Source organism: Sphingomonas sp. JUb134 (assembly GCF_004341505.2).
GTDB lineage: Bacteria > Pseudomonadota > Alphaproteobacteria > Sphingomonadales > Sphingomonadaceae > Sphingomonas.
The window spans coordinates 255,648-279,348 of sequence record NZ_SLYP02000002.1 but is presented as its reverse complement, the minus strand read 5'-3'; the positions used below and the strand labels follow the sequence as shown (position 1 = coordinate 279,348).

General features: G+C 64.2%; 20 protein-coding genes and 4 pseudogenes. 9 read left to right on the top strand and 15 right to left on the bottom strand.

Annotated elements, in window-relative coordinates; all coding sequences use genetic code 11:
* Positions 1 to 26: 26 nt before the first annotated feature.
* From EDF69_RS17600 to EDF69_RS17575, 6 genes are all read left to right on the top strand, one after another.
* Positions 27 to 1,952 (top strand): copper resistance system multicopper oxidase, encoded by a 1,926-nt coding sequence (locus tag EDF69_RS17600; RefSeq protein ID WP_030541626.1) that lies wholly within the window; start codon positions 27 to 29, stop codon positions 1,950 to 1,952.
* Complete coding sequence (locus tag EDF69_RS17595; RefSeq protein ID WP_132884340.1) at positions 1,952 to 3,070, top strand: copper resistance protein B; 1,119 nt, start codon at positions 1,952 to 1,954, stop codon at positions 3,068 to 3,070. Before EDF69_RS17600 ends, EDF69_RS17595 begins: the two co-directional genes overlap by 1 nt.
* 90 nt (positions 3,071 to 3,160) lie before the next feature.
* A complete protein-coding gene (locus tag EDF69_RS17590; RefSeq protein ID WP_013039091.1) occupies positions 3,161 to 3,634 on the top strand; it encodes a DUF305 domain-containing protein in 474 nt (157 codons plus the stop codon).
* A 58-nt stretch (positions 3,635 to 3,692) separates the two neighbouring features.
* Entirely contained in the window at positions 3,693 to 5,228 is a 1,536-nt protein-coding gene (locus EDF69_RS17585; RefSeq protein WP_132884339.1) for a sensor histidine kinase, read from the top strand.
* Positions 5,218 to 5,841, top strand: coding sequence for a response regulator transcription factor (locus EDF69_RS17580; RefSeq protein ID WP_132884338.1), 624 nt, complete (start codon positions 5,218 to 5,220; stop codon positions 5,839 to 5,841). Before EDF69_RS17585 ends, EDF69_RS17580 begins: the two co-directional genes overlap by 11 nt.
* Positions 5,842 to 5,922: 81 nt before the next feature.
* Entirely contained in the window at positions 5,923 to 6,330 is a 408-nt protein-coding gene (locus tag EDF69_RS17575) for a response regulator (protein ID WP_132884337.1), read from the top strand.
* 61 nt (positions 6,331 to 6,391) lie between these two features.
* Here the strand turns inward: EDF69_RS17575 and EDF69_RS19715 are convergent, their stop codons facing one another.
* Entirely contained in the window at positions 6,392 to 6,625 is a 234-nt protein-coding gene (locus EDF69_RS19715) for a hypothetical protein (RefSeq protein WP_239556201.1), read from the bottom strand.
* 363 nt (positions 6,626 to 6,988) lie between these two features.
* Positions 6,989 to 7,327, bottom strand: a pseudogene (locus EDF69_RS17565) (integrase core domain-containing protein); the annotation flags it as partial.
* Positions 7,328 to 7,480: 153 nt separating this feature from the next.
* Between EDF69_RS17565 and EDF69_RS17560 the strand changes: the two are divergent.
* Positions 7,481 to 8,774: pseudogene (locus tag EDF69_RS17560) on the top strand (IS110 family transposase).
* A 213-nt stretch (positions 8,775 to 8,987) separates the two neighbouring features.
* Here the strand turns inward: EDF69_RS17560 and EDF69_RS17555 are convergent.
* The 8 genes and pseudogenes from EDF69_RS17555 to EDF69_RS17520 all read right to left on the bottom strand — a co-directional run.
* A pseudogene (locus tag EDF69_RS17555) lies at positions 8,988 to 9,314 on the bottom strand (DDE-type integrase/transposase/recombinase); the annotation flags it as partial.
* Positions 9,315 to 9,518: 204 nt separating this feature from the next.
* A complete protein-coding gene (locus tag EDF69_RS17550; protein ID WP_204991311.1) occupies positions 9,519 to 10,547 on the bottom strand; it encodes an IS110 family transposase in 1,029 nt (342 codons plus the stop codon).
* A gap of 67 nt (positions 10,548 to 10,614) precedes the next feature.
* Positions 10,615 to 11,126: pseudogene (locus tag EDF69_RS17545) on the bottom strand (transposase); the annotation flags it as partial.
* Positions 11,127 to 11,240: 114 nt separating this feature from the next.
* A complete protein-coding gene (locus EDF69_RS17540) occupies positions 11,241 to 12,614 on the bottom strand; it encodes a hypothetical protein (RefSeq protein WP_062734668.1) in 1,374 nt (457 codons plus the stop codon).
* Positions 12,615 to 13,184, bottom strand: coding sequence for a recombinase family protein (locus tag EDF69_RS17535; RefSeq protein WP_013849886.1), 570 nt, complete (start codon positions 13,182 to 13,184; stop codon positions 12,615 to 12,617).
* A 72-nt stretch (positions 13,185 to 13,256) separates the two neighbouring features.
* Complete coding sequence (locus EDF69_RS17530; protein ID WP_021245551.1) at positions 13,257 to 13,643, bottom strand: TniQ family protein; 387 nt, start codon at positions 13,641 to 13,643, stop codon at positions 13,257 to 13,259.
* A complete protein-coding gene (locus EDF69_RS17525; protein ID WP_239556241.1) occupies positions 13,633 to 14,472 on the bottom strand; it encodes a TniB family NTP-binding protein in 840 nt (279 codons plus the stop codon). Before EDF69_RS17525 ends, EDF69_RS17530 begins: the two co-directional genes overlap by 11 nt.
* Before the next feature lie 80 nt (positions 14,473 to 14,552).
* A complete protein-coding gene (locus EDF69_RS17520) occupies positions 14,553 to 16,220 on the bottom strand; it encodes a Mu transposase C-terminal domain-containing protein (RefSeq protein ID WP_165890091.1) in 1,668 nt (555 codons plus the stop codon).
* Positions 16,221 to 16,339: 119 nt separating this feature from the next.
* On the opposite strand from EDF69_RS17520, the gene EDF69_RS17515 reads away from it, so the two are divergent.
* Together EDF69_RS17515 and EDF69_RS17510 are read left to right on the top strand one after the other, a co-directional pair.
* Positions 16,340 to 16,912, top strand: coding sequence for a recombinase family protein (locus EDF69_RS17515; RefSeq protein ID WP_204991461.1), 573 nt, complete (start codon positions 16,340 to 16,342; stop codon positions 16,910 to 16,912).
* Positions 16,913 to 18,286, top strand: coding sequence for a hypothetical protein (locus EDF69_RS17510; protein ID WP_062734668.1), 1,374 nt, complete (start codon positions 16,913 to 16,915; stop codon positions 18,284 to 18,286). It abuts the gene before it with no gap.
* A gap of 370 nt (positions 18,287 to 18,656) precedes the next feature.
* On the opposite strand, the gene EDF69_RS17505 is transcribed toward EDF69_RS17510, so the two are convergent.
* The 5 genes from EDF69_RS17505 to EDF69_RS17485 all read right to left on the bottom strand — a co-directional run bounded on the left by EDF69_RS17505 (position 18,657) and on the right by EDF69_RS17485 (position 23,700).
* Positions 18,657 to 19,007, bottom strand: a complete 351-nt coding sequence (locus EDF69_RS17505; protein ID WP_132884512.1) for a DUF3147 family protein — start codon at positions 19,005 to 19,007, stop codon at positions 18,657 to 18,659.
* Positions 19,008 to 19,015: 8 nt separating this feature from the next.
* Complete coding sequence (locus EDF69_RS17500; protein WP_165890086.1) at positions 19,016 to 19,159, bottom strand: hypothetical protein; 144 nt, start codon at positions 19,157 to 19,159, stop codon at positions 19,016 to 19,018.
* Positions 19,149 to 19,796, bottom strand: coding sequence for a transmembrane anchor protein (locus tag EDF69_RS17495; RefSeq protein WP_132884511.1), 648 nt, complete (start codon positions 19,794 to 19,796; stop codon positions 19,149 to 19,151). Before EDF69_RS17495 ends, EDF69_RS17500 begins: the two co-directional genes overlap by 11 nt.
* A gap of 11 nt (positions 19,797 to 19,807) precedes the next feature.
* On the bottom strand, positions 19,808 to 20,458 hold the full coding sequence (locus EDF69_RS17490; protein ID WP_239556237.1) for a HupE/UreJ family protein: 651 nt from the start codon (positions 20,456 to 20,458) through the stop codon (positions 19,808 to 19,810).
* 68 nt (positions 20,459 to 20,526) lie between these two features.
* A complete protein-coding gene (locus EDF69_RS17485) occupies positions 20,527 to 23,700 on the bottom strand; it encodes an efflux RND transporter permease subunit (protein ID WP_132884509.1) in 3,174 nt (1,057 codons plus the stop codon).
* Position 23,701: the final 1 nt, after the last annotated feature.

The window sequence follows — 23,701 nt, the reverse complement described above, 5'->3', positions numbered from 1 at the left end:
TCTTTCCGCAAGCTGAGACAAACCGAATGATTTCTGCTCTCGACCGCCGCCAGTTCCTTCGCGGCGCGGCCCTCGCCGGTGGCGGCGCCGCCTTGTCAGCCTGGCTGCCGGCCTGGGCGCAGACGATCTCGCCGGGGATGCGGCCGACGCTGCCGACCGTGTCGGGCGAAGACATCACGCTGACGATCGCCCGGCAGTCGATGAGCATCGATGGTCGCCAGTTCCGGGCAATCGGCGTCAACGGCACGGTCCCTGCGCCACTCATCCGGCTGCGCGAAGGCCAGCGCGTGCGGCTCAACGTCATCAATCAGCTGGAGGAGGACAGCTCGATCCACTGGCACGGGCTGATCCTGCCGGCCAATATGGACGGTGTGCCGGGCGTGTCTTTTCCGGGCATCAAGCCGGGCTCGAACTACCTCTACCAGTTCTCCGTCGTGCAAAGCGGCACCTACTGGTACCACAGCCATTCAGGCCTGCAGGAACAGGAAGGCCATTACGGCCCGATCATCATCGATCCCGCCGGTGCCGATCCGGTCGCCTATGACCGCGAGCATGTCATCGTGCTCGCCGATCACAGCGCGCTCTCGCCGCAGGCGATCTTCCGGCGCCTCAAGGTCAACCCCGGCCATTTCAATTTCCAGCGCCAGACCCTGGCCGGGCTCCTGTCGGGCAAGGATCAGCCGCTCAAGGACCGGCTCGACTGGGGCCAGATGCGGATGGACCCGGCCGACATCTCCGATGTGACCGGATCCACCTACACCTATCTCGTCAACGGCCATGGTCCGATGGACAACTGGACCGCGCTCTTCACCCCGGGCGAACGGGTGCGGCTGCGGGTCATCAATGCGTCGGCGATGACCACCTTCAACGTCCGCATCCCCGGCCTGCCGCTGACCATCGTCCAGGCCGACGGGCAGAATGTGGTGCCGGTCACCGTCGACGAGTTCCAGATTGGTGTTGCCGAGACCTACGACGTCGTTGTCAGCCCAGGCGATGACAAGGCCTACACCCTTGTCGGCGAGGCGATCGACCGCTCGGGCATGGCGCGTGCCACGCTCGCGCCGCGCGCCGGCATGGCCGGCGAGGTTCCCCCCTTACGCAAACGGCCGCTCGCCGACATGAAGGACATGGGCATGGACATGTCCTCGATGCCGGGCATGGAAGGCATGGACATGTCGGGCGGCGCTATGCGGGGCGTCGATCCGACGGCCGAGAAGAACGCGTCCGCGCGCCTCGCGACCGGCGCGGCGGCAGCGATGGCGACCATGGACAATAGCGCCATGGCAGGCATGGATCATTCGGGGATGGATCATGGATCGATGGCCGGCATGGACCACGGCGCGATGGGCGCCGATGGCCAGATGGCGGGGATGGATCATGGCGGGCACGCGATGGGCTCGATGAAGATGCGCGACTTCTCGAACGCGCCGCAGGTGAAGCGCGACCCGAGCGTCCAGACCATCTCGCCGATGCCCGTAGACCGCACCGGCGAGCCCGGCCAGGGCCTCGCCGACGTCGGCCACAAGGTGCTTGTCTACAGGGACCTGATGGCGCTCGATCGCAATCCGGACGTGCGCGCGCCGAGCCGCAGCATCGACATTCACCTCACCGGCAACATGGAGCGGTTCATGTGGTCGTTCGACGGCGAAAAAATGTCGGACCATCACGAGCCGATCCCCTTCATCGAAGGCGAGCGGGTGCGCGTCAATCTCATCAACGACACGATGATGGGGCATCCGATCCATATTCACGGGCATTTTTTCGAGCTGGTGACGGGGCATGGCGATCATGCGCCGCGCAAGCATACGGTGATCGTCCAGCCCGGCGGCAAGGTGACCTGGGACTTCACCGCCGACGCGGTCGGCGACTGGGCCTTCCACTGTCATCTCCTCTACCACATGCATGCAGGGATGATGCGGGTCGTGAGCGTCCGTCCGAAGGGAGACGCGTAATGACCCGCATCCTCACGCCGCTGGTGAGCGCGATCGCCCTTTTCGCTGCCGCGCCCGCCTTTGCCCAGGATCATTCGATGCACGGCATGCCCGGCATGGCGCCGCCGGGCGAAGTGGCGCCGGCGCAGGAGAAGAAGAAGGACAAGGCCGCCGCCAGGCCGCGCGCTCAGACACCAGCGCCGGACGCCACCTCGGCGATGGACCATTCGCAGCACCAGGCCAGTCCTGCGCCGCAGGGAGATGCGGCCGGTCAGCCGCAACCCGCGTCTCCCGCGATGCCGGAGATGCCGGGTATGGACCATTCGCAGCATGGCCAGACAACGATGCCGGGAATGCCCGCCATCCCCGGCATGCAAATGACCGGCACGGCGCTTCCGGCCGGCAATGCGCCCCCGCCGCCTCCCCCAAGCGACCACTTCGCCGATCGTGATTTTCCCGGCGGCGAGATGGCGCGCTCGCGCGACATCATGATGAAGGATAGCGGCGGCAACAATTTCGGGCAGGTGCTGCTCAACCTGTTCGAGTATCAGGCGCATAGCGGCCGCGATGGCTATCGCTGGGATGGCGAAGGCTTTTACGGCGGCGACATCAACCGGCTCTGGCTCAAGAGCGAGGGCGAAGGCGAGTTCGGCCGCGGCATCGACAGCGCCGAGGTGCAGGTGCTCTACAGCCGGGCCATCGACCCCTATTTCAATCTTCAGGGCGGTATCCGCCAGGACTTCGGCCGCGGGCCCGACCGCACCTACGCGACGATCGGCGTCGAGGGCCTGGCTCCTGGCATGTTCGAGGTCGAAGGCGCGCTGTTCCTCTCGACCAAGGGCGATGTTCTGGGCCGGGTCGAGGGCTATTACGACCAGCGCATCACCCAGCGCCTGATCCTCCAGCCGCGCGCCGAGGTCAATTTCGCCGCACAGGATATTCCGGAGAACGACATCGGTTCGGGGCTGGTCAACATAGAGCTCGGCGCGCGCCTGCGCTACGAATTCAGCCGCCAGTTCGCGCCTTACATCGGCGTTTCCTATCTGCGCAAAGCCGGAGACACGGCGCGGCTGTCGAGGCTTGCGGGCGAGGACGTCCATGCCACCAGCTTCGTCGCCGGCGTTCGCTTCTGGTTTTAGCATCAGGACGGCTGATGGCGGGGGCGAACAAGAGAGCGGGGCGTTACACTCATACCCAGGTCGGCCGGCGCCGAGCGAAGGAGATACGCCATGGACCATTCGTCCCACATGAACACCCGGAAGATGGGCGCCTATTGGAGCCTTGCCGTTCAGACCGTCATCAGCGGCGTCATCATGTATCTGGTGATGTTCGTCATGATCGACGGGCTCGACAGCTTCTACAACAACCTCAACATGCTCTACATGACGCTGATGATGGTCGCGCCGATGGTGGTGCTGATGATCCTCGCCATGCGGCACATGTTCGCGTCGAAGGCCGCCAACATCGCGCTGATCGCCGCGTCGCTGGTCGCCTTCTTCGGCAGCTTTGCACTCATCCGCACCCAGACCACGATCGGCGACACGGCCTTTCTGCGCTCGATGATCCCGCACCATTCCGGGGCGATCCTGATGTGCCAGGAAGCAAAGCTCAGCGATCCGGAAGTCATCCGGCTTTGCGAATCGATCAAGCGCTCGCAGCGGCAGGAAATCGACGAGATGAAGGCCATACTCGCGCGGCGCTGAGTGGCACGGTCGGGCTACGCCCGGATACGTGCGCCCGGCCAGGTATGTGAGCCGGCCGATGGTCGACACGAGGCGCGGGGCGGACGAGATTGCAAGCGACGTAGCGCGGCTTGCGCCGCTGTTCCTGCGACAGGCTGGCGGCCACGTCCTGACGCTGCTCGATCCTTCCGGGATCGTGCTGAGCTATAATGAAGAAGGCGAGCGTGCCGAATGCTGGCCGCTCGATCGCGTTCTGGGACAGCCCCACGACCTGTTCTACCCGCCTGACGAGATTGCGGCGCGTCGTCCAGGCGCAGACCTGGCGGCCGCCCTTCACGAGGGCACGCTGGAGCGCGAAGCGTGGCGGGTCTGCGAGAACGGCGCGGAATATCTCGCGCGCCTGACGATCAGCGCCCTGTTCGAAGGCGACACACATCGAGGCTTCGCCTGCATCAGCCGCGATGTCACCGACGAGGCGGCGGTCCGCGCATCGATCGAGACCCGCGAGCAGCATCTGCAATCGATTCTGGCGACGGTGCCGGATGCGATGATCATCATCGACGAGACCGGCGCCATCACGTCGTTCAGCGCAGCGGCACAACGCCTGTTCGGCTACAGCGAAGCCGAGCTCGTCGGCCGCAACGTCTCCTGCCTCATGCCCCAGCCCGATCGCGACCGGCATGACGAATATCTCGCGCATTATCTGCAGACCGGCGAGCGCCGGATCATTGGCCTCGGTCGCGTCGTGGTCGGCCAGCGCCGCGACGGCTCGACTTTCCCGATGCAGCTGTCGGTCGGCGAGGCCGGGCAAGACGGACAGCGGTTGTTCACCGGCTTCATTCGCGACCTGACCGCCAAGGAGCAGGATGAGCTCAGGCTCAAGGAACTGCAGGCGGAGCTGGTCCATGTCTCCCGGCTGAGCGCGATGGGCACGATGGCCTCGACCCTCGCCCACGAACTCAACCAGCCGCTTGCCGCAGTCGCGCTCTATCTCGAGACGATCCGCGACATGCTCGACGAGCGGGACGACGAACCCTTCGTGTCGCTACGGTCGGTGATGGATGATGCGGCACAGGAAACGCTGCGGGCCGGCCATATCGTCCGGCGCCTGCGCGATTTCGTCGCCCGCGGCGAGGTCGACAAGAGCCTCCACGAGCTGCCGCAGGTCATCGCCGAGGCGAGCCAGCTCGCGCTGGTCGGCGCACGCGAGCGCGGCATACGCAGCTTTTTCGCGGTCGATCCCGCCGCGACGCCGGTCCTCGTCGACAGGGTGCAGATCCAGCAGGTGCTGGTCAACCTGATGCGCAATGCCATCGAGGCGATGGCGGAGTGTCCGGTTCGCGACCTCAAGGTGGCGACCAGGTTGCGCCCTGACGGGCTGATCGAGGTGACCGTGGAGGATACCGGCCCCGGCATCGCCGATGAGGTCCGCGAGCAGCTCTTCACGGCGTTCAACTCGACAAAGGCTGACGGCATGGGCCTCGGCCTCTCGATCTGCCGGACCATCATCGAAGCGCATGGCGGCCGTATCTGGATGGAGCGCCCCGACCGCGGCGGCGCGCGCTTTCATTTTACCTTGATCCATGCGCGGGCGGAGGAGGAACATGGGGGATAGACGCGTCATCCATCTGGTCGACGACGAGGAGAGCATCCGCAAGGCGGCGAGCTTTGCGCTCAAGACCGCGGGCTACGACGTCGTGACCTATGCCTCGGGCGTGGAGTTTCTCAAGGAGGCGAAGTCGGCGGCCGTCGGCTGCGTCATCCTCGACGTGCGCATGCCCGAGATGGACGGTCTCGAGGTTCAGGCCGCCATGGCAGCACGCGGGGTCAACATGCCGGTCATCGTCCTGACCGGCCATGGCGACGTGTTGGTTGCGGTGCAGGCCATGAAAGGCGGCGCGGTCGACTTTCTCGAGAAACCCTTCGAGAAAGCCGCCCTGCTCGGCGCCGTCAGCCGCGCGTTCGCACGTCTCGACGATGTCGACCTTCGTACCCTGGAAACGTCCGAAGCAGGGGTGCGGGTCGCTGCACTGACGCCCCGGGAGCGGGAAGTGCTCGAAGGGCTGGCCAACGGCCTGCCCAACAAGACGATCGCCTATGACCTGGGCTGTTCATCGCGAACGGTCGAGGTCCATCGCGCGAGCCTGATGGCCAAGCTCGAGGTCCGCAATCTGTCCGAAGCCCTGCGGATCGCCTTTGCCGCGGGCATGGGCCGCAAGCCGAAGTGACTGCGACCTCTACGTAGCGACGGGACGAGGCGCGATATGCGATCGATGGTGCAATCGTCACACGGGTGTCCGCTTCTCGCAATGCCATCGGTCCGTTCCACCCAGCATGATGGCAGATACACCATCCTCATCTCCGACGACGATCCCGGCGTGCGGCGTGGCCTCCAGCTGCTGCTGAGATCGCGCGGCTATGCCGTGTGGGGATATACGACCGGCCACGCGCTGTTGGCCGACCCCCGCGCGAAGGAGGCAGACTGCGTCATCCTCGACTATCGCATGCCCGACATCGACGGATTCGCGATGCTGCGTCACCTTCGCGAGATCGGATGGTCGGGACGCGCCATCATGATCTCAGGCTTTCACGACACGCTGCTGGCCTCGCGGGCCGCCGAGGCGGGCTTCGATCACGTTCTCGCAAAGCCTTTGATCGGCAGGGCTTTGCTCGATGCGTTGGACCGGCACCGCGCCGAGACGCTTCGAAAGCATTGAATTGTGGCAACCTACCCCCGGCGGCCTCAGCCCTGCGCGATGTGGACAGCGGTCAGCGACGTCAAAGCCAGTGGTTGCGTTTGAACCGGATGTAGAGTCCGATGCAGACTGCGGCGATGACGCCGAGGATTACGCACACGAAGTCATCCTCGGCGATATGCTCGCACACCGAATCGATCAGGGTCACCGGCCGTAGCCGTTTGCCCTCATGATATAGAAAGGCGGCGACGACGCTCATGCCACTTTCCGGTGCCACCACCTGCGGCGGCGACCGGAAGCCGTGTGCCTCGCCCATTGAGACGCGTGCGCAAGCAGGCGCGCCTCGCCCTTTAACCCCAGTCGCAGGAAGACAAAGGCGGCGCGCAGCAATTCGAGCGAGAGCTTATAGAAAATGCGGCGGAGCGTTGGGTTTCGCAGAAGGCCGCTCCCGTTCATGACGCGCGTGGCTGGGCGGCGCGCTGCCAAATCAAGGGCACGCAGACTGCGAAGGTCCACGCACCCTTGATTGGCGACCGCGAGGGTATTTTCCTCTCTTGCGATGGTACCAGGTGATTGCCCGTGTGGCGCCTCTGCAATCGTGTCGGATGACTATACCTAAGTATCGGATAGCGGCGCTGACGACAGTGAGCAGCCCCCACCGGGTGGTCCGGGTAGATAGTTAGTGCATCGTGGTCTCCGCCGCCATTGCCGGTCGTAGGTGGAGCGAAGCGGAACCGGAGGCCGGCAATGGCGGTCTGGCCGCTTCTGGTGCCGGCGGGCGGTAGCCCAGGCTGCTGTGCGGTCGGACGGTGTTGTAGTGACGTCGCCACGCCTCGGTCAGCACTTTTGCCTCAACGAGGCTATAGAAGATCTCGCCATTGAGCAGCTCGTCGCGAAGCGAGCCGTTGAAGCTCTCGTTGTAGCCGTTCTCCCAAGGCGAGCCTGGTGCAATGTAGAGCGTCGTCACGCCGACCTGCCCGAGCCATTTCTGAACCGCGGTAGCGATGAACTCGCTGCCATAGCACATTGGGAAGCGGCCCCTCGAAGGGGCGCACCGCCTTGATGAAGGCAAGGGCGCGTAGCGCCCGCAGGCTTCATCAAGGCGGTCATGATCGGCCCGCAGGTCTCTAAAGTGAAGTTGTCGACTCAACCCTTTGGAGACAGACCGACCATGACCAAGCGTAGCTCTAATCCCACCGACGCCGTGCTGGTAGCCATCGATATGTCCAAACACCGCCAGGAGGTCCTGATCGAACGTCCAGAAGGCGGACGCCGACGTCGCATGACGGTGATGGCGACAAAGGCAGATTATGATCGCTTGGCCACGGATCTTAGCGACATCGGGCGTCCGATCATCGTCGGCTTCGAGGCTACTGGTAACTACCATCGCACGCTGGCGCATCGCCTGCTGTCCGCCGGCTTCGAGTTGCGCTTGATCTCGTCCGTTGCCTTGGCTCGAACGCGCGAGGCTCTGCACAATGGCTGGGACAAGAACGATTCCAAGGATGCGCAAGTGATCCTGCACATGCTGCGGATTGGCGCCACCCAGCGATACGTCGATCCGCTCGCCGCCGGGATCAACGACCTGCAGGAGATGTCGAAAACGCACGAGGCGATCTCCAAGGCTAAGACGCAGACATGGCATCGCATCCTGACCCACTACCTGCCGCTCTATTTCCCGGAGATTGAACGCTTCGCTGGCAACAGCCGATCCGACTGGTTCCTTGCTCTGCTCGAACGATTCCCGACCCCAGCCAGCATGACTGTGCTCGGCCAGGAGACTTTCTCCCGCGAAGCATGGGACTTGGTCGGCCGCAAGGTGTCCAAAGCCCGGCTGATCAACGATATCTACGAGACCGCCTGCGCCTCCGTGGCGCTACCTGTCGACGAGGATTCCGTCTCGATCGCTATGTTCCGCATGGTGATCGCCCAAGCACGCAACCTGATCCGACAGCGCGACGAGATCGAGCGAACGGCGCATGCCATGCTGGCCGAAAACCGCGATTATCAGCTCTTGCGCATGATCCCCGGCATTGGGCCCATCAATGCGTTGACCATTCTCGCCGAGGCAGGCGATCTACGCCGCTTCAGCCATCACCGCCAGTTCCTGAAGTTCTGCGGTCTTGATCTTGCGACCCGGCAGTCCGGCACATTCCGAGGCCGCACGATGCTGTCCAAATACGGTAATGCGCGATTGCGGCGGACCTTTTGGATGGCTGCCCAGGTCGCCGCACGTCAGCGCAACAACAGTTTCCGCGACAAGCTCGGACGATACACTGCCGGGCACGCGGACGATGCCGATCGTCGCCGCAAGGCGATGACGGCGCTCACCGCCAAGATGGCGCGCGTTGCCCATGCCGTCATCAAGACGGGGACAGAGTACCGACCGTTCCTTGAACGGTCGGATGCCAGGTGGAAGGACCCCTCTCTGCAAGTGCCGTGAGGGCGCGAAAGCGACCCTGTAGATAATGTTCGGGCCTTCCACCTGGGTGCGTATCTCGTTCTAAGGACGGTGAGGACCACGGCCGCTTCGGCGCCGCTGGATCCTGTGTTTGCTATGGCAGGGAGCGATCCCGTTGACGGTGGAAGCCATCTGGCTCAGAATGCATGCCTCGCCGCTCAATGTCGGCGCATAGAGATCTGTTGACCAAATCTCGCTTTCCTTCGTGACCCAGGACGTTGTCCGACCGGATATGCGCGGGCGGCCCCCGCTCGATGAACAGCTCGGCTAAGGCCGCCAGCACATCCTCGTGCTTGAGCTGGCGCGCAACGATGAGCGCCAGACATTCACGGCTAGCCTCGTCGATGATGGTTAGAATGCGGAACTTGCGCCCGTCGTGTGTTCGGGCCTCCACAAAGTCGTATGCCCAGACATGCCCCGGATACTCAGGCCGTAGCCGGATGCACGAGCCGTCGTTCAACCACAGCCGGCCACGTTTAGGTTGCTTCTGCGGCACCTTCAGCCCCTCACGCCGCCAGATCCGCTCCACACGCTTATCGTCTAATCGGTCAAGCCGTTTGCCAAGGTGCTCGTAGTCGATCTTCTTTTGCGCATCGTTGTCGTCTTCGAGGTCAGGACGGGTCCAGCCTCAGCATGGCGCCAGATCGCCGGCCTCTCGATGTGGTTCCCGTGTTCCAGATGGTCACGAAGCGGGTCACGAGATGGCCGTGGCCGCACCCTGGCGGGGCGGCAGCTCGGAAAGCAGATATCAGGCCATGGCAGTCACCTTTGGGTCAAAGCCTCGCCCGTCGATCCACATCCGGTGCAGGATCACCGCCAGCTTGCGGGCCAGCGCAACGCGCGCCTTCCAGAAGCCCGATCTCCGGCCGATGGCGGCAGCCCAGTCCTTCAGCGCCGACGCCTGCGAGGTCCGCGACAGCATGACATTGGCCGCTTCGAACAGCAGCTTGCGGGTGAGACGATCTCCGCACTTGGAGATGCGGCCGTTGATGTCGACCTCGCCCGACTGGTAGCGACGCGGAGTGAGACCGAGATAGGCGCCGACATCCTGCGAGCGTCGGAACCGGTGAGGATCCTCGATGGTGGTCATGAAGCTGACGGCCGTCAGCGGTCCGACGCCGGGCATCGTCATCATCAAGCGGCAGGCGCCGCTTTGCCGGGCAACCCGGCCGAGCTGCTTGGCAATGGCAAGCTGTTGCTCCCGCAATGTGCTCAGCATCGCCAGTAGGCTCTCGAACAGTGCGGCGACCACCGGATCGTCCGGCAGCGTTGCCCGGACCTGACGTTCGAAGGTGCCACCCTTTCCGGGTCCGACCAGAATGCCGAAAGTCTTCGCCAGGCCGCGTATCTTGTTGATGAGCGCGGTGCTCATGCCGACCAGCTGGTCTCGCGTGATCAGGAGCGCACGCAACCGGTGCGTATCCATCGAGCGAACAGCGACCGGCCGGTACCAGCCCGAGCGGACCAGCCGTGCCAACCCAAACGCGTCGTTGCGGTCCGTCTTGTTCATCTGCAGCTTCAGCGCTGCCGCAGCATGCCTGGCATGAAGACACACCACCGGCAGCTCTCGCTCGGTCAATGCGTGCCACAACCACACGGTCATCGGGCCCGTCTCGATACCGATCCTCACGGCTCCTGCGGCCCTCCGCGCCAGCACGGCCGCAATAGCGTCCGGGTCCGTTCGCGACTTACCGTCCCATATGCGATCGCCCGTTTCGTCCACGACGCAGATCGCGGTCTCCTTCATCGACACATCTAGGCCAACATAGCAGGTCATCTTCCGTCCTCCTCTTCAGGGGACGACAGGCTATCCCAACGAGCACCGCTCCTGATTACGCCATGTGGTTCACTGACCAACCCGCCGCGTGCAGCAATGCGGTCACCCGGCGGTAGCCGTATCGGCCGTACTGCTTGGCCAGCGCGACGATGTCTTCGGTCAGCGCTTGCTCGTCATCTGCCCCGCACGGCATCTTGCGCTGCGTCGACCGGTGTTGGCCGAGCACGCGGCATACGCGTCGCTCGGATACGTCCAGCACCTCTTTCACCTGGTCGATACAGCGCCGACGCCGCGCAGGGCTCAGAAGTTTCCCCGGGCGGCCTCCTGCAGGATGAGCTTGTCCAGCGTCAGGTCCGAGATCGCGCGGCGCAGCCGCAGGTTCTCCTTCTCCAGGTCCTTCATCCGGCGAGCCTGATCCGTCTTCAGACCACCATATTCCTTGCGCCAGCGATAGTAAGTCTGCTCGCTGACCGCGATCCGCCGGCACGCCTCCGCGGTCGTGCCGCCCTGGCCCAGCATGATCTCAACCTCACGCAGCTTCCCGATGATCTCCTCGGGCTTGTGCTTCTTCGCAGGCATTCGTCGTCCCTTCCTCGATCCAGACTGTCATAGTCGATGGACCACTCAGAAGGGGGCAGCTCAGTACGCCAGACAACGCTAAGCGAGAACATTTCAAGAACCGTATGATGGCCGTTACCGCCGGAGGTCGCTAAGCCCCAGTTCTTCCCACATCCATGTAAAGTCATAGGTGCCCATCGGATCGGCGGTGCCCGATTTTGCCGCGCCATTTTCGATATATTTGAGCCAGTCGGCTACCTTTACCCGCCCCGCCTTTGTACAGGCCAGAACGCGTGGCGTCTTGTGGCTGAGGGCTGGGACCGGCTCATCGAGCGTTTTCGTATATTCACGGGTCAGCATATCGTGAACGATGCGCTCCATTTCATGCGGTGGAATATCCAGCGCCTCGTCCTGTGGCGTGCGGGCGGCATCGTCGGCCATAACCTGATCGAGCGTCCGGATTTCGGCCATAGGCGCGCTCACGCAATCACCAAGCCATTCGCCCATCTGGGTAATTGCTCGCTCCGCGCGGGCGGCACTGTTTACCTCGACGATCAGCTTGCGCCCTGCCAGTTCCACATTGGCAAAAACCGGCGTGCCGTCATCCATGGTCGTGACGAAGGCCCGCTTGCCTTTGGTCGCTTGCGGCTTCTTGTTCTTCGTCGCTGGTGCCAGCCAGTTCCAGAAACTGTCGCTGGCAGGTTCCAGCCATTGTGCCGCGTTCAGCCTTCGGATCAGGCTCTTGCCGACCACGCCTTTCGCCAGCGGAAAAACGATACGGTGGAACACCAGGTCATCGCCGTCGGCGTTGACCATATCCGGCGCGCTGCCGGGCATGGCCTTGCCCAGACAGTCGAGCAGCCACATGTTCGTGAACATCGGTCCCGATGCTCCCAGAAGCGCGTCCCGATCGGACGGGTCCAATTCCGCAGTGTCCTGAGTTTCGTCGGCAAGTCGGGAAAATGCATCGACCACTCGCACGGCGCCCTCAGCGCTGAACGGCAACAGCGCTCCGGAAATGCCATGGCGCCCGTTCACGTCGACAACCCTTGCGGCGATCTTGTCCCAGTTGACCAGGGTCTGGGTTGCACCGTGTTCGCGCACCGTCACCGGAGCAACGTCGCGCAGCAGATCGCGCAAGGTCATCGACTGACCAGGCACGACTTCGCTGACCTCATAGAGCGACATGACCGTATCGCGTAACGCGCGCATATAGGCCTTGTTCGGCGCCTTTTCGTTCCAGCCCCGGCGCTTGAGATAGTCATCGACCAGATTGCGACCGTCGGGTTCCAGTTCCTGCGTAAGCAGATCTTCAAAGGCGCAGCCCCATAGCGGCCCTTGCCAGTGATCGCCAATTATCTCGAATATGGCGTCAGGCTCGAGTCCGGTCGCTTCGCTCGCCGGATCGAGATGCGCGGACAGCATTTCGGCCAATGCCTCATCCCATGGCGCGCGATCCGCATATTTCATCAGGCCGGAAAGATCGTGAGCCGATTTCGATCTGGACATTCAGATGGGCCTTTCCACGCCGAGGCGGCGCATTTCTCGATAGATGGTCGATCGGCCGATGCCGAGTTGTCGTGCTGCTTCTGTCGGCGAGATGCTCGCTTCGACCAGTTTGATGGCGGCATGTACCTTGGACATGTCGAGCGGCTGACGGCCGGGCAACTTGCCTTTGGCGCGCGCGGCGGCGATCCCATCCCTGGTTCGCTCGGAGATCAGTCTCCGCTCGAAATGGGCGATGGCCCCGAACACATGGAAGATGAGTTCGCCGGCGGCCGACGATGTGTCGATCTTTTCCTCAAGACTCAGGAGCGCGATGCCCTGGCCGCGTAGCGTCTCGACCGTGGTGAGCAATTCGGCGAGCGAGCGCCCAAGCCGATCGAGGCGGACCACCGCCAGCGTGTCGCCCTTGCGGGCATAGGCGATCAGTTCGGCCAGACCGGGCCGCTCCATGCTCTTGCCCGACATGACGTCGGTGAACACCTTGATCGCGCCGGCCTCCTCCAGACGCATGGTCTGTCCAGCCACGTCCTGATCGCCGGTGCTGACGCGGGCATAACCCAGAATATCGCCCATCCCGTGCGTCTCCCAAACGGTCGGTTTGTGGACAAGCGGGCCGGCGCTCGCAAAATCGGGCGCCGACCGTCTCTAAATACTGTCCACAAACCCGCCGTGTCCAGAAAATCTGAACCGCATTTTGTGGACGATTTCTGGATCGCAGCGGATTACCCAGCGCGCCGCCACCTTGGTTCGAGCATGGCAACGGGCGTCGGTCATGTTGCGGAGCCGGCGGATCGACTGACCGGTGCCGCTCGACAGGCGTTCCAGCAAGGCTTGGGGCGGATCGTCCGCGCAGCGGTCAAGATCGCCGACATTGCAGCCAAGGCCATATCGACAGAAGGTCGCTACACCCATGCCGTAGGTGTCGGCCAGTCTGCGGACGTAAGTGTCCAGCCTCTCCAACGGACGCGGTTGCGGATGCAGCGGCCAGCGCGGGCGCGGTAGGTCGCCCATCAGCTCGACTTCATCGAACACGGGGGAAGGACGCTTCGAACAGGGCGCGCCGTTCGTCCGGCCCACGAAAGTCGCACCCTTCAAGCATCACGCGGTCGATCCGTTCGCGTCCATGCAGCAGCGCATGAACCGTCGCGGCAGTGAGCAAGGCCGCGACCTCGCCGATCAGGCCGGTCGACCGGCGCAGCACCATACTGCGTATTTCAGGAGCGTCCGCCAACGCCGATCGTTCGCGCAAAGGCAACGCGCGCTCGAAACTGGCGAGGAGGCGCGCGAACACACCGTCGTCCTGCCATGCCGGTAGCGGGATCGGCTCGAAGCGGTTCTCAAGCTGGTCATCGCTGCGCACCGCGATCTGAGCCTGTTTGGTGCCCAGGCCGACGATCGGGATGCGGAGCGTGTTGCCGAGAAAGCGGAGCATGTTCAGGAATTCGGCGCGGCGACGGTGCGTGCCGGCGAGCAGGTTGTGCAGCTCGTCCACGATCAGCACCCGCACCTCGACCGCGCGCAGAAGGTCGAGTGCATAGCGTTCGAGACGTTCGCCGGGGAGGTTGAACGACACTGGCGCGTTGAGCGCCGTCAGGATCGCACCGTAGAAGCGTCGGACGCTTGGTTCGGTCGGCATCTGCATCACCACGACCGGCACGACTTCGCGCTGGCCGCACGAACTTGGTGACGGCGGATGCAGGCGCCGAAACTTCTCGGCGATCATGCTCTTGCCGTTATTAGTCGGCCCCACGATCAGCAGGTTGGGCGGCCGGACGCGGCCTGGCCCAAATCGGAAGGCGTCGTCGAGCCGCGCCAGGGCCGCTTCCGCGTGGGGATGAGCGATCCACCATTGGCCGTGCATATGCGCCAGGCGCTCCGACGATGGCAGGTCGGCGATAGGGCGGGCAGCGGGCGAGAGATGATCCGGCTCGCCCATCATGCTCACCACTCCTCTACATCGAAAGGCTCGGATGATGCCGTGCCATCGACCGCTCGCACAGGCCAAGGCGAAGCAGGTTCGCTCAACCGTGGGGCGGGATCGGTGATGACACGCAGCCCAAGCCGGCGGGCCTGATTGCGCCGGGTCGTGCGCGTCGCGGTTCGCGCTTGGACCTCGATCTCACGCATCTCCTCGATCCCGGCGAACAGTATGCCTTCGTCTATCTCACTTTGCCGTTGGCGACGCAGGCGGGATCGGGCGAGACGGTGTTCCCATAGCGAGACGGGTGGCCGGGAAAGTTCACGGTAGCCGACTTCGAGATAGCCACCGTCGTCGGGGTCGTGGACATAGATGCGGCTGAGGTCGCGGGGATCGCGGCGGATGAGTATGCGCCGGGGTGGTCCGTCCCGTTCAATCCAGGGCTTCAGCGCATCCGAAAAATAGTGGATGTGGTCGATCACTACCCCGTCGCGCCGCAAGGTCCGCCGGACCACAGGCAGAAAGTCGATCAGGAACGCGCGCGGATCACGCGGCGACGGCGGTGCCAGTCCTTCGGTGGCAAGGGCGCGCACGCCTTCCTGATAGCGTTGTAATGGGGCTTCGCCGTCCAACCCGGCATGGGGACGCAGATGGTAGAGCTTGGCGATGGCGACGGCCAACCATCGTTCCAGCTCGGCGAGCGTCAGGCACGCGGCCTTGTCGCTGTCGTAGCGTCCACGCTGCATGACGTTGGAGAAGGTCGTGCCGGGCAGGCCATGCACCAACTCCATCAGCGTGCCGATCACCCGTTCCACGACACCACCGACCTGCGGTCGCCCGAATGGTCGCCAGTCGATCGTGATGTCGTGCTGGGCGCAGCCGCGTTCCAGAGCTTCGGAGTGGAACTCGGCGGCATTGTCCACGCCGATCTGCCGGGGGCGTCCCATCACCGGCCAGTCCGCATCGACCCCGATAGCTGTCAGCCACGACCGCTTGTCCGACGCGACATGCGCCAGGCACAGCCCGACGCTGGTAGCGGACGGTGCTTCCAGCGTCACGAGGAGGCCGGCGATGCAGCGGCTGAACACGTCGATTGCGACCGTCACCCAGGGGCGGCCGATCGGGCGGCGCTCGATCGGATCGACCAGGATGAGGTCCACTGGCGTATGGTCTATCTGCACCACGTCGAGCGGCGCCTGGGCGGTCACGGTCGATCCCAGCACCGCTTCCGGAACAGCCACGTCACCGCGTCTACGCCGCTCTTCCTGCGACAAAGCCGCGATCCTGCGCCGGACGGTACTCGCCGATGGCGGGCGCACATGCTGGTCGCGGGCGCGCCGGCGAACCTCGACCACGATCTTCTCGGCCGACAGCCGCTGCGGCGTCAGGTACAGTTCGGCTACGGCATCGCGGATCAGGGCCTCGCGGCGCTCCTCGATCCGCCTCTTGCCGCGCCCGCCATCCGATCCGCTGCTGACCAGCGTGGTTACCGTACCGCCGCCCTCGCGGCATTTTCGGAGCAAGCGGTAAACCTGACGCTCGGACACGCCCAAGACGACTGCGGCTGCGCGGGCCTGCTCGCGGGGACAGGCCGGCAGCGCCGCCAGTGGCCGAAGCACCGCCGCACGTCGCTCTGCCTCCTGCCATGACGGCCCGGGAACGAGGCTCAGGTCCGAAGCTGCTTCCGCCAACTGCCGACCTCCACTTCGAGGGAAGTGCAAGCTGCTGACATCGACTCCGATCACCAGCGACGCCGAGTGTGACAAACGCCGGCCCCGCTTAGCAAGCGTTCATTCGGCTTTCGCTGACATTGGCTTCGAAAACTGACAGTTATGCCCGCGTCAGCACCGGCGATCAGGACGTGGCTGGACAGACCATGCGTCTGGAGGAGGCCGGCGCGATCAAGGTGTTCACCGACGTCATGTCGGGCAAGAGCATGGAGCGGCCCGGTCTGGCCGAACTGATCGCCTATGCCCGCAAGGGCGACACGCTGGCGGTGGTCCGCCTCGATCGGCTTGGGCGCTCGCTCGCCGAATTGCTCACCACGGTCGAGACGCTACGCGGCCAGGGCATCGCGCTCCTGAGTCTTGAGGAAAAGATCGACACATCGTCGGCCGCCGGCGAACTCATCTTCCATGTGTTCGGGGCCATCGCCCATTTCGAGCGGAGACTGATCTCCGAGCGAACCAGGGATGGGATCGCCGCCGCGCGCGCCAAAGGCAAGTTGCCCGGCCGTCAGCCGCTCGACATGTCCAAGGTACATGCCGCCATCAAACTGGTCGAAGCGAGCATCTCGCCGACAGAAGCAGCACGACAACTCGGCATCGGCCGATCGACCATCTATCGAGAAATGCGCCGCCTCGGCGTGGAAAGGCCCATCTGAATGTCCAGATCGAAATCGGCTCACGATCTTTCCGGCCTGATGAAATATGCGGATCGCGCGCCATGGGATGAGGCATTGGCCGAAATGCTGTCCGCGCATCTCGATCCGGCGAGCGAAGCGACCGGACTCGAGCCTGACGCCATATTCGAGATAATTGGCGATCACTGGCAAGGGCCGCTATGGGGCTGCGCCTTTGAAGATCTGCTTACGCAGGAACTGGAACCCGACGGTCGCAATCTGGTCGATGACTATCTCAAGCGCCGGGGCTGGAACGAAAAGGCGCCGAACAAGGCCTATATGCGCGCGTTACGCGATACGGTCATGTCGCTCTATGAGGTCAGCGAAGTCGTGCCTGGTCAGTCGATGACCTTGCGCGATCTGCTGCGCGACGTTGCTCCGGTGACGGTGCGCGAACACGGTGCAACCCAGACCCTGGTCAACTGGGACAAGATCGCCGCAAGGGTTGTCGACGTGAACGGGCGCCATGGCATTTCCGGAGCGCTGTTGCCGTTCAGCGCTGAGGGCGCCGTGCGAGTGGTCGATGCATTTTCCCGACTTGCCGACGAAACTCAGGACACTGCGGAATTGGACCCGTCCGATCGGGACGCGCTTCTGGGAGCATCGGGACCGATGTTCACGAACATGTGGCTGCTCGACTGTCTGGGCAAGGCCATGCCCGGCAGCGCGCCGGATATGGTCAACGCCGACGGCGATGACCTGGTGTTCCACCGTATCGTTTTTCCGCTGGCGAAAGGCGTGGTCGGCAAGAGCCTGATCCGAAGGCTGAACGCGGCACAATGGCTGGAACCTGCCAGCGACAGTTTCTGGAACTGGCTGGCACCAGCGACGAAGAACAAGAAGCCGCAAGCGACCAAAGGCAAGCGGGCCTTCGTCACGACCATGGATGACGGCACGCCGGTTTTTGCCAATGTGGAACTGGCAGGGCGCAAGCTGATCGTCGAGGTAAACAGTGCCGCCCGCGCGGAGCGAGCAATTACCCAGATGGGCGAATGGCTTGGTGATTGCGTGAGCGCGCCTATGGCCGAAATCCGGACGCTCGATCAGGTTATGGCCGACGATGCCGCCCGCACGCCACAGGACGAGGCGCTGGATATTCCACCGCATGAAATGGAGCGCATCGTTCACGATATGCTGACCCGTGAATATACGAAAACGCTCGATGAGCCGGTCCCAGCCCTCAGCCACAAGACGCCACGCGTTCTGGCCTGTACAAAGGCGGGGCGGGTAAAGGTAGCCGACTGGCTCAAATATATCGAAAATGGCGCGGCAAAATCGGGCACCGCCGATCCGATGGGCACCTATGACTTTACATGGATGTGGGAAGAACTGGGGCTTAGCGACCTCCGGCGGTAACGGCCATCATACGGTTCTTGAAATGTTCTCGCTTAGCGTTGTCTGGCGTACCTTCCACGCGATGCCCTCAAAAGCAGCGGCCCGGTTATCAATATTTCGAGATCGCCGGAACTGACGATCTGCGTCTCCACGGCTTGGAGCTGCTGCGCGAGATCAACGCACGGCCCGCACCAGCGGCAGATTCTCGTCCTCCCTTCCCCATCCCGTTTCTAGCCGGCATCCATCACCGGGTCCGCGAAAGCACGAAGATCAGCTACAATCGGTGGCCTGCCCTCTTCTCGTGCCGGAGATGGCCTCTTTCTTTCGTGCTTTCACGGACCTACCTTCCGCGCTCGTCAATGATTTGGGCGTCCGAGGCGGAGATTGCTCATCAGAGCCGTAGCCCGATCCGCGGGGCAGCCCATACCATGAGGAAGTAGAGCGCGATCGTAAGCGCACAGCCTGCGACCAGCGCGGCCCAGAACGGCACCCCCCGGTTGAGCAGCGCTGGGATCAGGAGAAACATCGGCAGCGACGGCAACACGAACCAGAAGGTCGCGCGGGCGTGCGCCGCCATGCCAACTGGATCGTGCGTGTCTCGCCACAGCCAGATCATGCCGAGCACCGAGACCAGCGGCAGCGCTGCGACCAGCGCGCCGAAGCCGGGACTGCGCTTCGCGATCTCCGACACGGCCGCGATGATGATACCCGAGATGAGGGCCTTGATTGCAAGATAAAGCATGGTTCCCCTCAGGCGATTGCCGGTTGCGGGATGGAGGCGCGTCGCCTGCCTCGGCCGGCGTAAGCGCCGACCATCAACGCGACGCCGCCATAGGCGACCATCTTGATCGCCATCGCCATCGCCGCGCTTCGCCCGTCGTCGTCATACGACACGGCGAATGGCGGAATAGCCGCCGTTAGTGCGCAGAACTACGGTGACGGGCGCTCCCGAACGGTTGCGCCAGAACCAGCCGTGCGAACCGTCGAAGGCGGCGATGAGGGTTCCGCGTTCGCCCGTAGACCGCTGACCCTTGCCGTAGCGGTGGTAGGAGATATCCGGCGCATCGGCGTGCGTGTCGTAATTTACGTGGCCGCCGGACACGGACCATTCGAAGCCGATCCGCGCGCCCTTGACGGCCACGACCTTGATCTCCGCGCCCACGCCCGGCGCGAGGGTGACGCTCATCTCGTCCCGCCGCTCTGCCATCGCCGGTTCGGCAGCCTTGGCGAGCACCGGAGCCGCGGTCGCTGCCGCGACCGGGGTGGCGGCACTCGATGTAGGCGGAGCGACCGGCGCGCTTGCGTCGGCCGCGGCATCGGTCGCGGCTTCCCGCGCGAGCTGGACCTTGATCTCCCCCATCTCCGTCAGGTCGAGCACGCGGCCGACGCCGGTCGGGTCGACACCGTATTCGGACGGCAGTACGACCGTGACCAGGATCGCGGCGGCGGCAGCGAACGCCACAAGCGTCGAGCGGACGAGCTGGCGCGACGTCGGGAGGTCGGAGAGGTCGGGCATTTGCGAATTGAACATGGAACTTCTCCTCAGGCGACCGCGAGGCCAGTCAGTTGGAAGCCGATGAGCACGAAACCTGCAGTCATCAGCAGCACATTGGCGGTGTAGGCGTGGCGGGCGAAGCCGCGGCTTCGTCGCCAGAATCCCATCGCGATCAGGATCGCCGACAGGGCGAGCAGCTGGCCCAGCTCGACGCCGATGTTGAACGCGATCAGATTGGGCAGCAGGCCGTCCGGCGACATCTCGAACTCGAGGATCTTGGTCGCCAGGCCGAAGCCGTGGAAGAAGCCGAAGATTAACGTCGCCGCCTTGGTGTTCGGCTGCACTCCGAACCAGCGCCGGAACGCGCCCAGATTGTCGAGCGCCTTGTAGACGACCGACAGGCCGATGATCGCGTCGATGACATAGGCGTTGGCGGTGACGCCGGTCAGCACGCCGAACAGCATCGTCGTCGAGTGGCCGATCGCGAACAGCGTCACATAGGTAGCGATGTGCTTGAGCCGGTAAAGGAAGAACACAACGCCGAACAAGAACAGCAGATGGTCATAGCCCGTGACCATGTGCTTGGCGCCGAGATACATGAACGGGATGAACTGCACCCCGCTCACTTCCTGGACGTAGCCCTGGTCGCCTTCTTCTATGCCGTGTGCCTGCGCGCCGGTGGCGAAGGTGAAGAGCATGACGAGCATCCATGCGAGCGCAAGTAGCGCAGGCCGGGACGGCAAGCGCCAAGCCGGTTTGGTCAGCATCATATCGGTTTTGTCTCCGGGCTTGAGTCTACGACGGGAAGGGCGCTCGCGCGGGCGGCTTTTGCTTCCTCGCGCCCGTGCATCATGCGGTAGAGCGCCGGCAGAACGATCAGCGTCAGCAGCGTCGACGAGATGATCCCGCCGATCACCACTGTCGCCAGCGGCCGCTGCACTTCGGAGCCGAGCCCGACGTTGAGCGCCATCGGCACGAACCCGAGGCTGGCGACGAGCGCGGTCATCAGCACCGGCCGCAGCCGGGTAAGCGCCCCTTCGCGGATCGCGTCATCAAGGCCCGCGCCTTCGGCCCGGAGCTGGCGGATGAAGGTGAGCATGACGAGCCCATTCAGGACCGCCACGCCCGACAGCGCGATGAACCCGACGCCCGCCGAAATCGAGAACGGGATGCCACGCAGCAGCAGCGCAGCAATGCCGCCAGTAAGCGCCAGCGGCACGCCCGAGAACACGATGAGCGCGTCCTTGGCCGACCGGAACAACGCGACGAGCAGTCCGAAAATCAGCAGCAGCGCGAGCGGAACGACGATCTTCAACCGCGTCGATGCGGACTGAAGCTGTTCGAACGTGCCGCCATAGTCGATCCAGTATCCCGCCGGCAGGGGCACTTCCCGGCCGATCCGCGCTTGCGTCTCGGCGATGAACGATCCGAGGTCGCGTCCGCGCACGTTGGTGGTGACGACTGCCCGGCGCTTGCCATCCTCGCGGCTGATCTGGTTCGGACCCGTCGTGCGCTCGATCGTGGCGACTTCGGATAGCGGCACCGACCCCGCGCCGTTCGGCAGCGGGATAGGCAGGCGCTGGAGCACAGACGGGTCCTGGCGCAGCCGTTCGGGCAGGCGCACGACGATATCGAAGCGTCGATCGCCATCGAAGATTTGCCCCGCCTGCGTTCCCCCGGTCGCTGCCGCAACCACGGCCTGCACGTCGGCGATGTTGAGGCCAAGCCGGGTCAGCGCGAACCGATCGGGCAGGATCTGAATGAACGGCAGGCCCCTCACTTGTTCGGTTTGTGCGTCCTGCGATCCTTCGATGCCCGAGACGACGGCCAGCACGTTCGCGGCTACTCCCGCGAGTTGTTCCAGATCGTCGCCATAGACCCGGATCGCCACGTCCGACCGGACGCCCGCGATCAGTTCGTTGAACCGCATCTGGATGGGCTGGATGAACTCATAGCGCGAGCCCGGCACTTGTTGCACCGCCGCGTCCATTTCGGCGACCAGCTGCGCCTTGGGCTTGCGCGGGTCGGGCCACTGGTCCCGAGGTTTCATGATGACGAACGTGTCGGCGACAGAGGGCGGAACAGGATCGGTCGCCACATCGGCGGTGCCGATCTTGGCGAACACCTGTTCGACTTCCGGGAACCGCTTGATGCGTCGTTCGAGCGCCAATTGCATCGCCACCGCCTGGCTGAGACTCGTACCGGGGATACGAAGCGCGTGGAGCGCGATGTCACCTTCATCGAGATTGGGGATGAATTCCGACCCTAGGCGGGTCGCGGCGAAGCCGCTGACCACGACCAGCGCGACCGCGCCGGCGACGACCGCCACCCGCATCCGCAGCGCCCAATCGAGCAGCGGACGATAGCCCCGCCCGGCCGCGCGCATCACGCGGTTTTCCTTCTCATCGACGTGGCCGGTGACGAAGGTCGCGACCGCGGCGGGAACGAAGGTGAGCGACAGAAGCAGCGCGGCCGTGAGGGCGAGGACGACGGTGAACGCCATCGGGTGGAACGTCTTTCCTTCCACGCCTTCCAGCGCGAAGATCGGCAGGTATACGATGGTGATGATGGCGATGCCGAATAGGCTGGGGCGGATGACCTCCGCACTGGCCGACGCGGCCAGATCGAACCGCTCCTCCCGCTCCAGCAGGCGTCCGAGCCGGTGCTGCGCTTCGCCGAACCGGCGCAGGCAATTTTCCACGATGATGACCGCGCCATCGACGATCAGCCCGAAGTCGAGTGCGCCCAGGCTCATCAGATTACCCGACGTGTCCGACGCCACCATGCCGGTGATCGTCATCAGGAAGGATAGCGGGATGACGGCTGCGGTGATGAGCGCCGCGCGGATGTTGCCGAGCAGCAGGAACAGCACGACGATGACGAGCAGCGCGCCTTCGGCAAGGTTCTTCTCGACGGTGCCGACCGTGGCCTCGACCAGCTTGGAGCGGTCATAGACGGTGTTGACCACGACCCCGCCCGGCAGGGACCGGTTGACTGCCTCCAAGCGTTCGGCGACCGCCACGCTGACATTGCGCGGGTTCTCGCCCACCAGCATGTAGATGGTGCCGAGCACGACTTCGCGACCGTCCTTGGTCGCGGCGCCATTGCGCAGCTCCGACCCGATTTCGACATCGGCCACATCGGCGACGCGGATCGGGGTATTCTGGCGGTAGGCGATAATGATGCCTGACAGGTCGCGCTCGTTCGCCGCCTGACCGGGGACACGGATCAGATATTGCGAGCCGGATTGCTCGATATAGCCAGCGCCTACATTGGCGTTGTTCTTCTCCAGCGCGGCCACCAGGTCCGACACGCTCAGGCCGAAGCCGGCGAGCCGTTCGGGATAGGGGGCGACGACATATTCGCGCCGGTAGCCGCCGACCGAATTGACTTCCGTCACGCCGGGAACGGTGCGGAGCTGAGGACGCACCACCCAATCATGCAGCGTGCGCAGGTCCTGCGCCGTGTAGCGCTTGCCCGCATCGTTGACCGCGCCCGGTCGCGCCTCGACCGTATACATGAAGATCTCGCCCAGGCCGGTCGCGATCGGCCCCAGCTCGGGTTCGATGTTCGCCGGCAGCGTGCCGCGGACGCCTTGCAGCCGCTCGTTCACGAGTTGCCGCGCGAAGTAGATATCGGTCCCGTCCTTGAACACGACCGTGACCTGGCTCAGCCCGTAGCGCGAGACCGAGCGGGTGTATTCCAGCCCCGGCAGGCCGGCGATGGCGGTCTCGACCGGAAAGGTGACGCGCTGTTCGGCCTCCAATGGCGAGAAGCCCGGCGCCTCGGTGTTGATCTGGACCTGAACGTTGGTGATGTCCGGCACGGCGTCGATCTTGAGGCGACCGAATGCCCAGACGCCTAGTGCGGCGAGGAGAAGGGCTATCGCGAGGACGGCGAAACGCTGCCGGATCGACAGCCGAATGATGCGTTCGAGCATG

Bases quoted from the DNA above. Each gene is read 5' to 3' on its own strand.
- EDF69_RS17575 (WP_132884337.1), top strand. From the start codon at position 5,923: ATGCCATCGGTCCGTTCCACCCAGCATGATGGCAGATACACCATCCTC.
- EDF69_RS17585 (WP_132884339.1), top strand. From the start codon at position 3,693: ATGGTCGACACGAGGCGCGGGGCGGACGAGATTGCAAGCGACGTAGCG.
- EDF69_RS17490 (WP_239556237.1), bottom strand. From the start codon at position 20,458: ATGCTCTTCACCTTCGCCACCGGCGCGCAGGCACACGGCATAGAAGAA.
- EDF69_RS17550 (WP_204991311.1), bottom strand. From the start codon at position 10,547: ATGACCTGCTATGTTGGCCTAGATGTGTCGATGAAGGAGACCGCGATC.
- EDF69_RS17505 (WP_132884512.1), bottom strand. From the start codon at position 19,007: ATGCTTTATCTTGCAATCAAGGCCCTCATCTCGGGTATCATCATCGCG.
- EDF69_RS17595 (WP_132884340.1), top strand. From the start codon at position 1,952: ATGACCCGCATCCTCACGCCGCTGGTGAGCGCGATCGCCCTTTTCGCT.
- EDF69_RS17510 (WP_062734668.1), top strand. From the start codon at position 16,913: ATGTCCAGATCGAAATCGGCTCACGATCTTTCCGGCCTGATGAAATAT.
- EDF69_RS17580 (WP_132884338.1), top strand. From the start codon at position 5,218: ATGGGGGATAGACGCGTCATCCATCTGGTCGACGACGAGGAGAGCATC.
- EDF69_RS17590 (WP_013039091.1), top strand. From the start codon at position 3,161: ATGGACCATTCGTCCCACATGAACACCCGGAAGATGGGCGCCTATTGG.
- EDF69_RS17485 (WP_132884509.1), bottom strand. From the start codon at position 23,700: ATGCTCGAACGCATCATTCGGCTGTCGATCCGGCAGCGTTTCGCCGTC.
- EDF69_RS17540 (WP_062734668.1), bottom strand. From the start codon at position 12,614: ATGTCCAGATCGAAATCGGCTCACGATCTTTCCGGCCTGATGAAATAT.
- EDF69_RS17600 (WP_030541626.1), top strand. From the start codon at position 27: ATGATTTCTGCTCTCGACCGCCGCCAGTTCCTTCGCGGCGCGGCCCTC.
- EDF69_RS17535 (WP_013849886.1), bottom strand. From the start codon at position 13,184: ATGGGCGATATTCTGGGTTATGCCCGCGTCAGCACCGGCGATCAGGAC.
- EDF69_RS17495 (WP_132884511.1), bottom strand. From the start codon at position 19,796: ATGTTCAATTCGCAAATGCCCGACCTCTCCGACCTCCCGACGTCGCGC.
- EDF69_RS19715 (WP_239556201.1), bottom strand. From the start codon at position 6,625: ATGGGCGAGGCACACGGCTTCCGGTCGCCGCCGCAGGTGGTGGCACCG.
- EDF69_RS17525 (WP_239556241.1), bottom strand. From the start codon at position 14,472: ATGCACGGCCAATGGTGGATCGCTCATCCCCACGCGGAAGCGGCCCTG.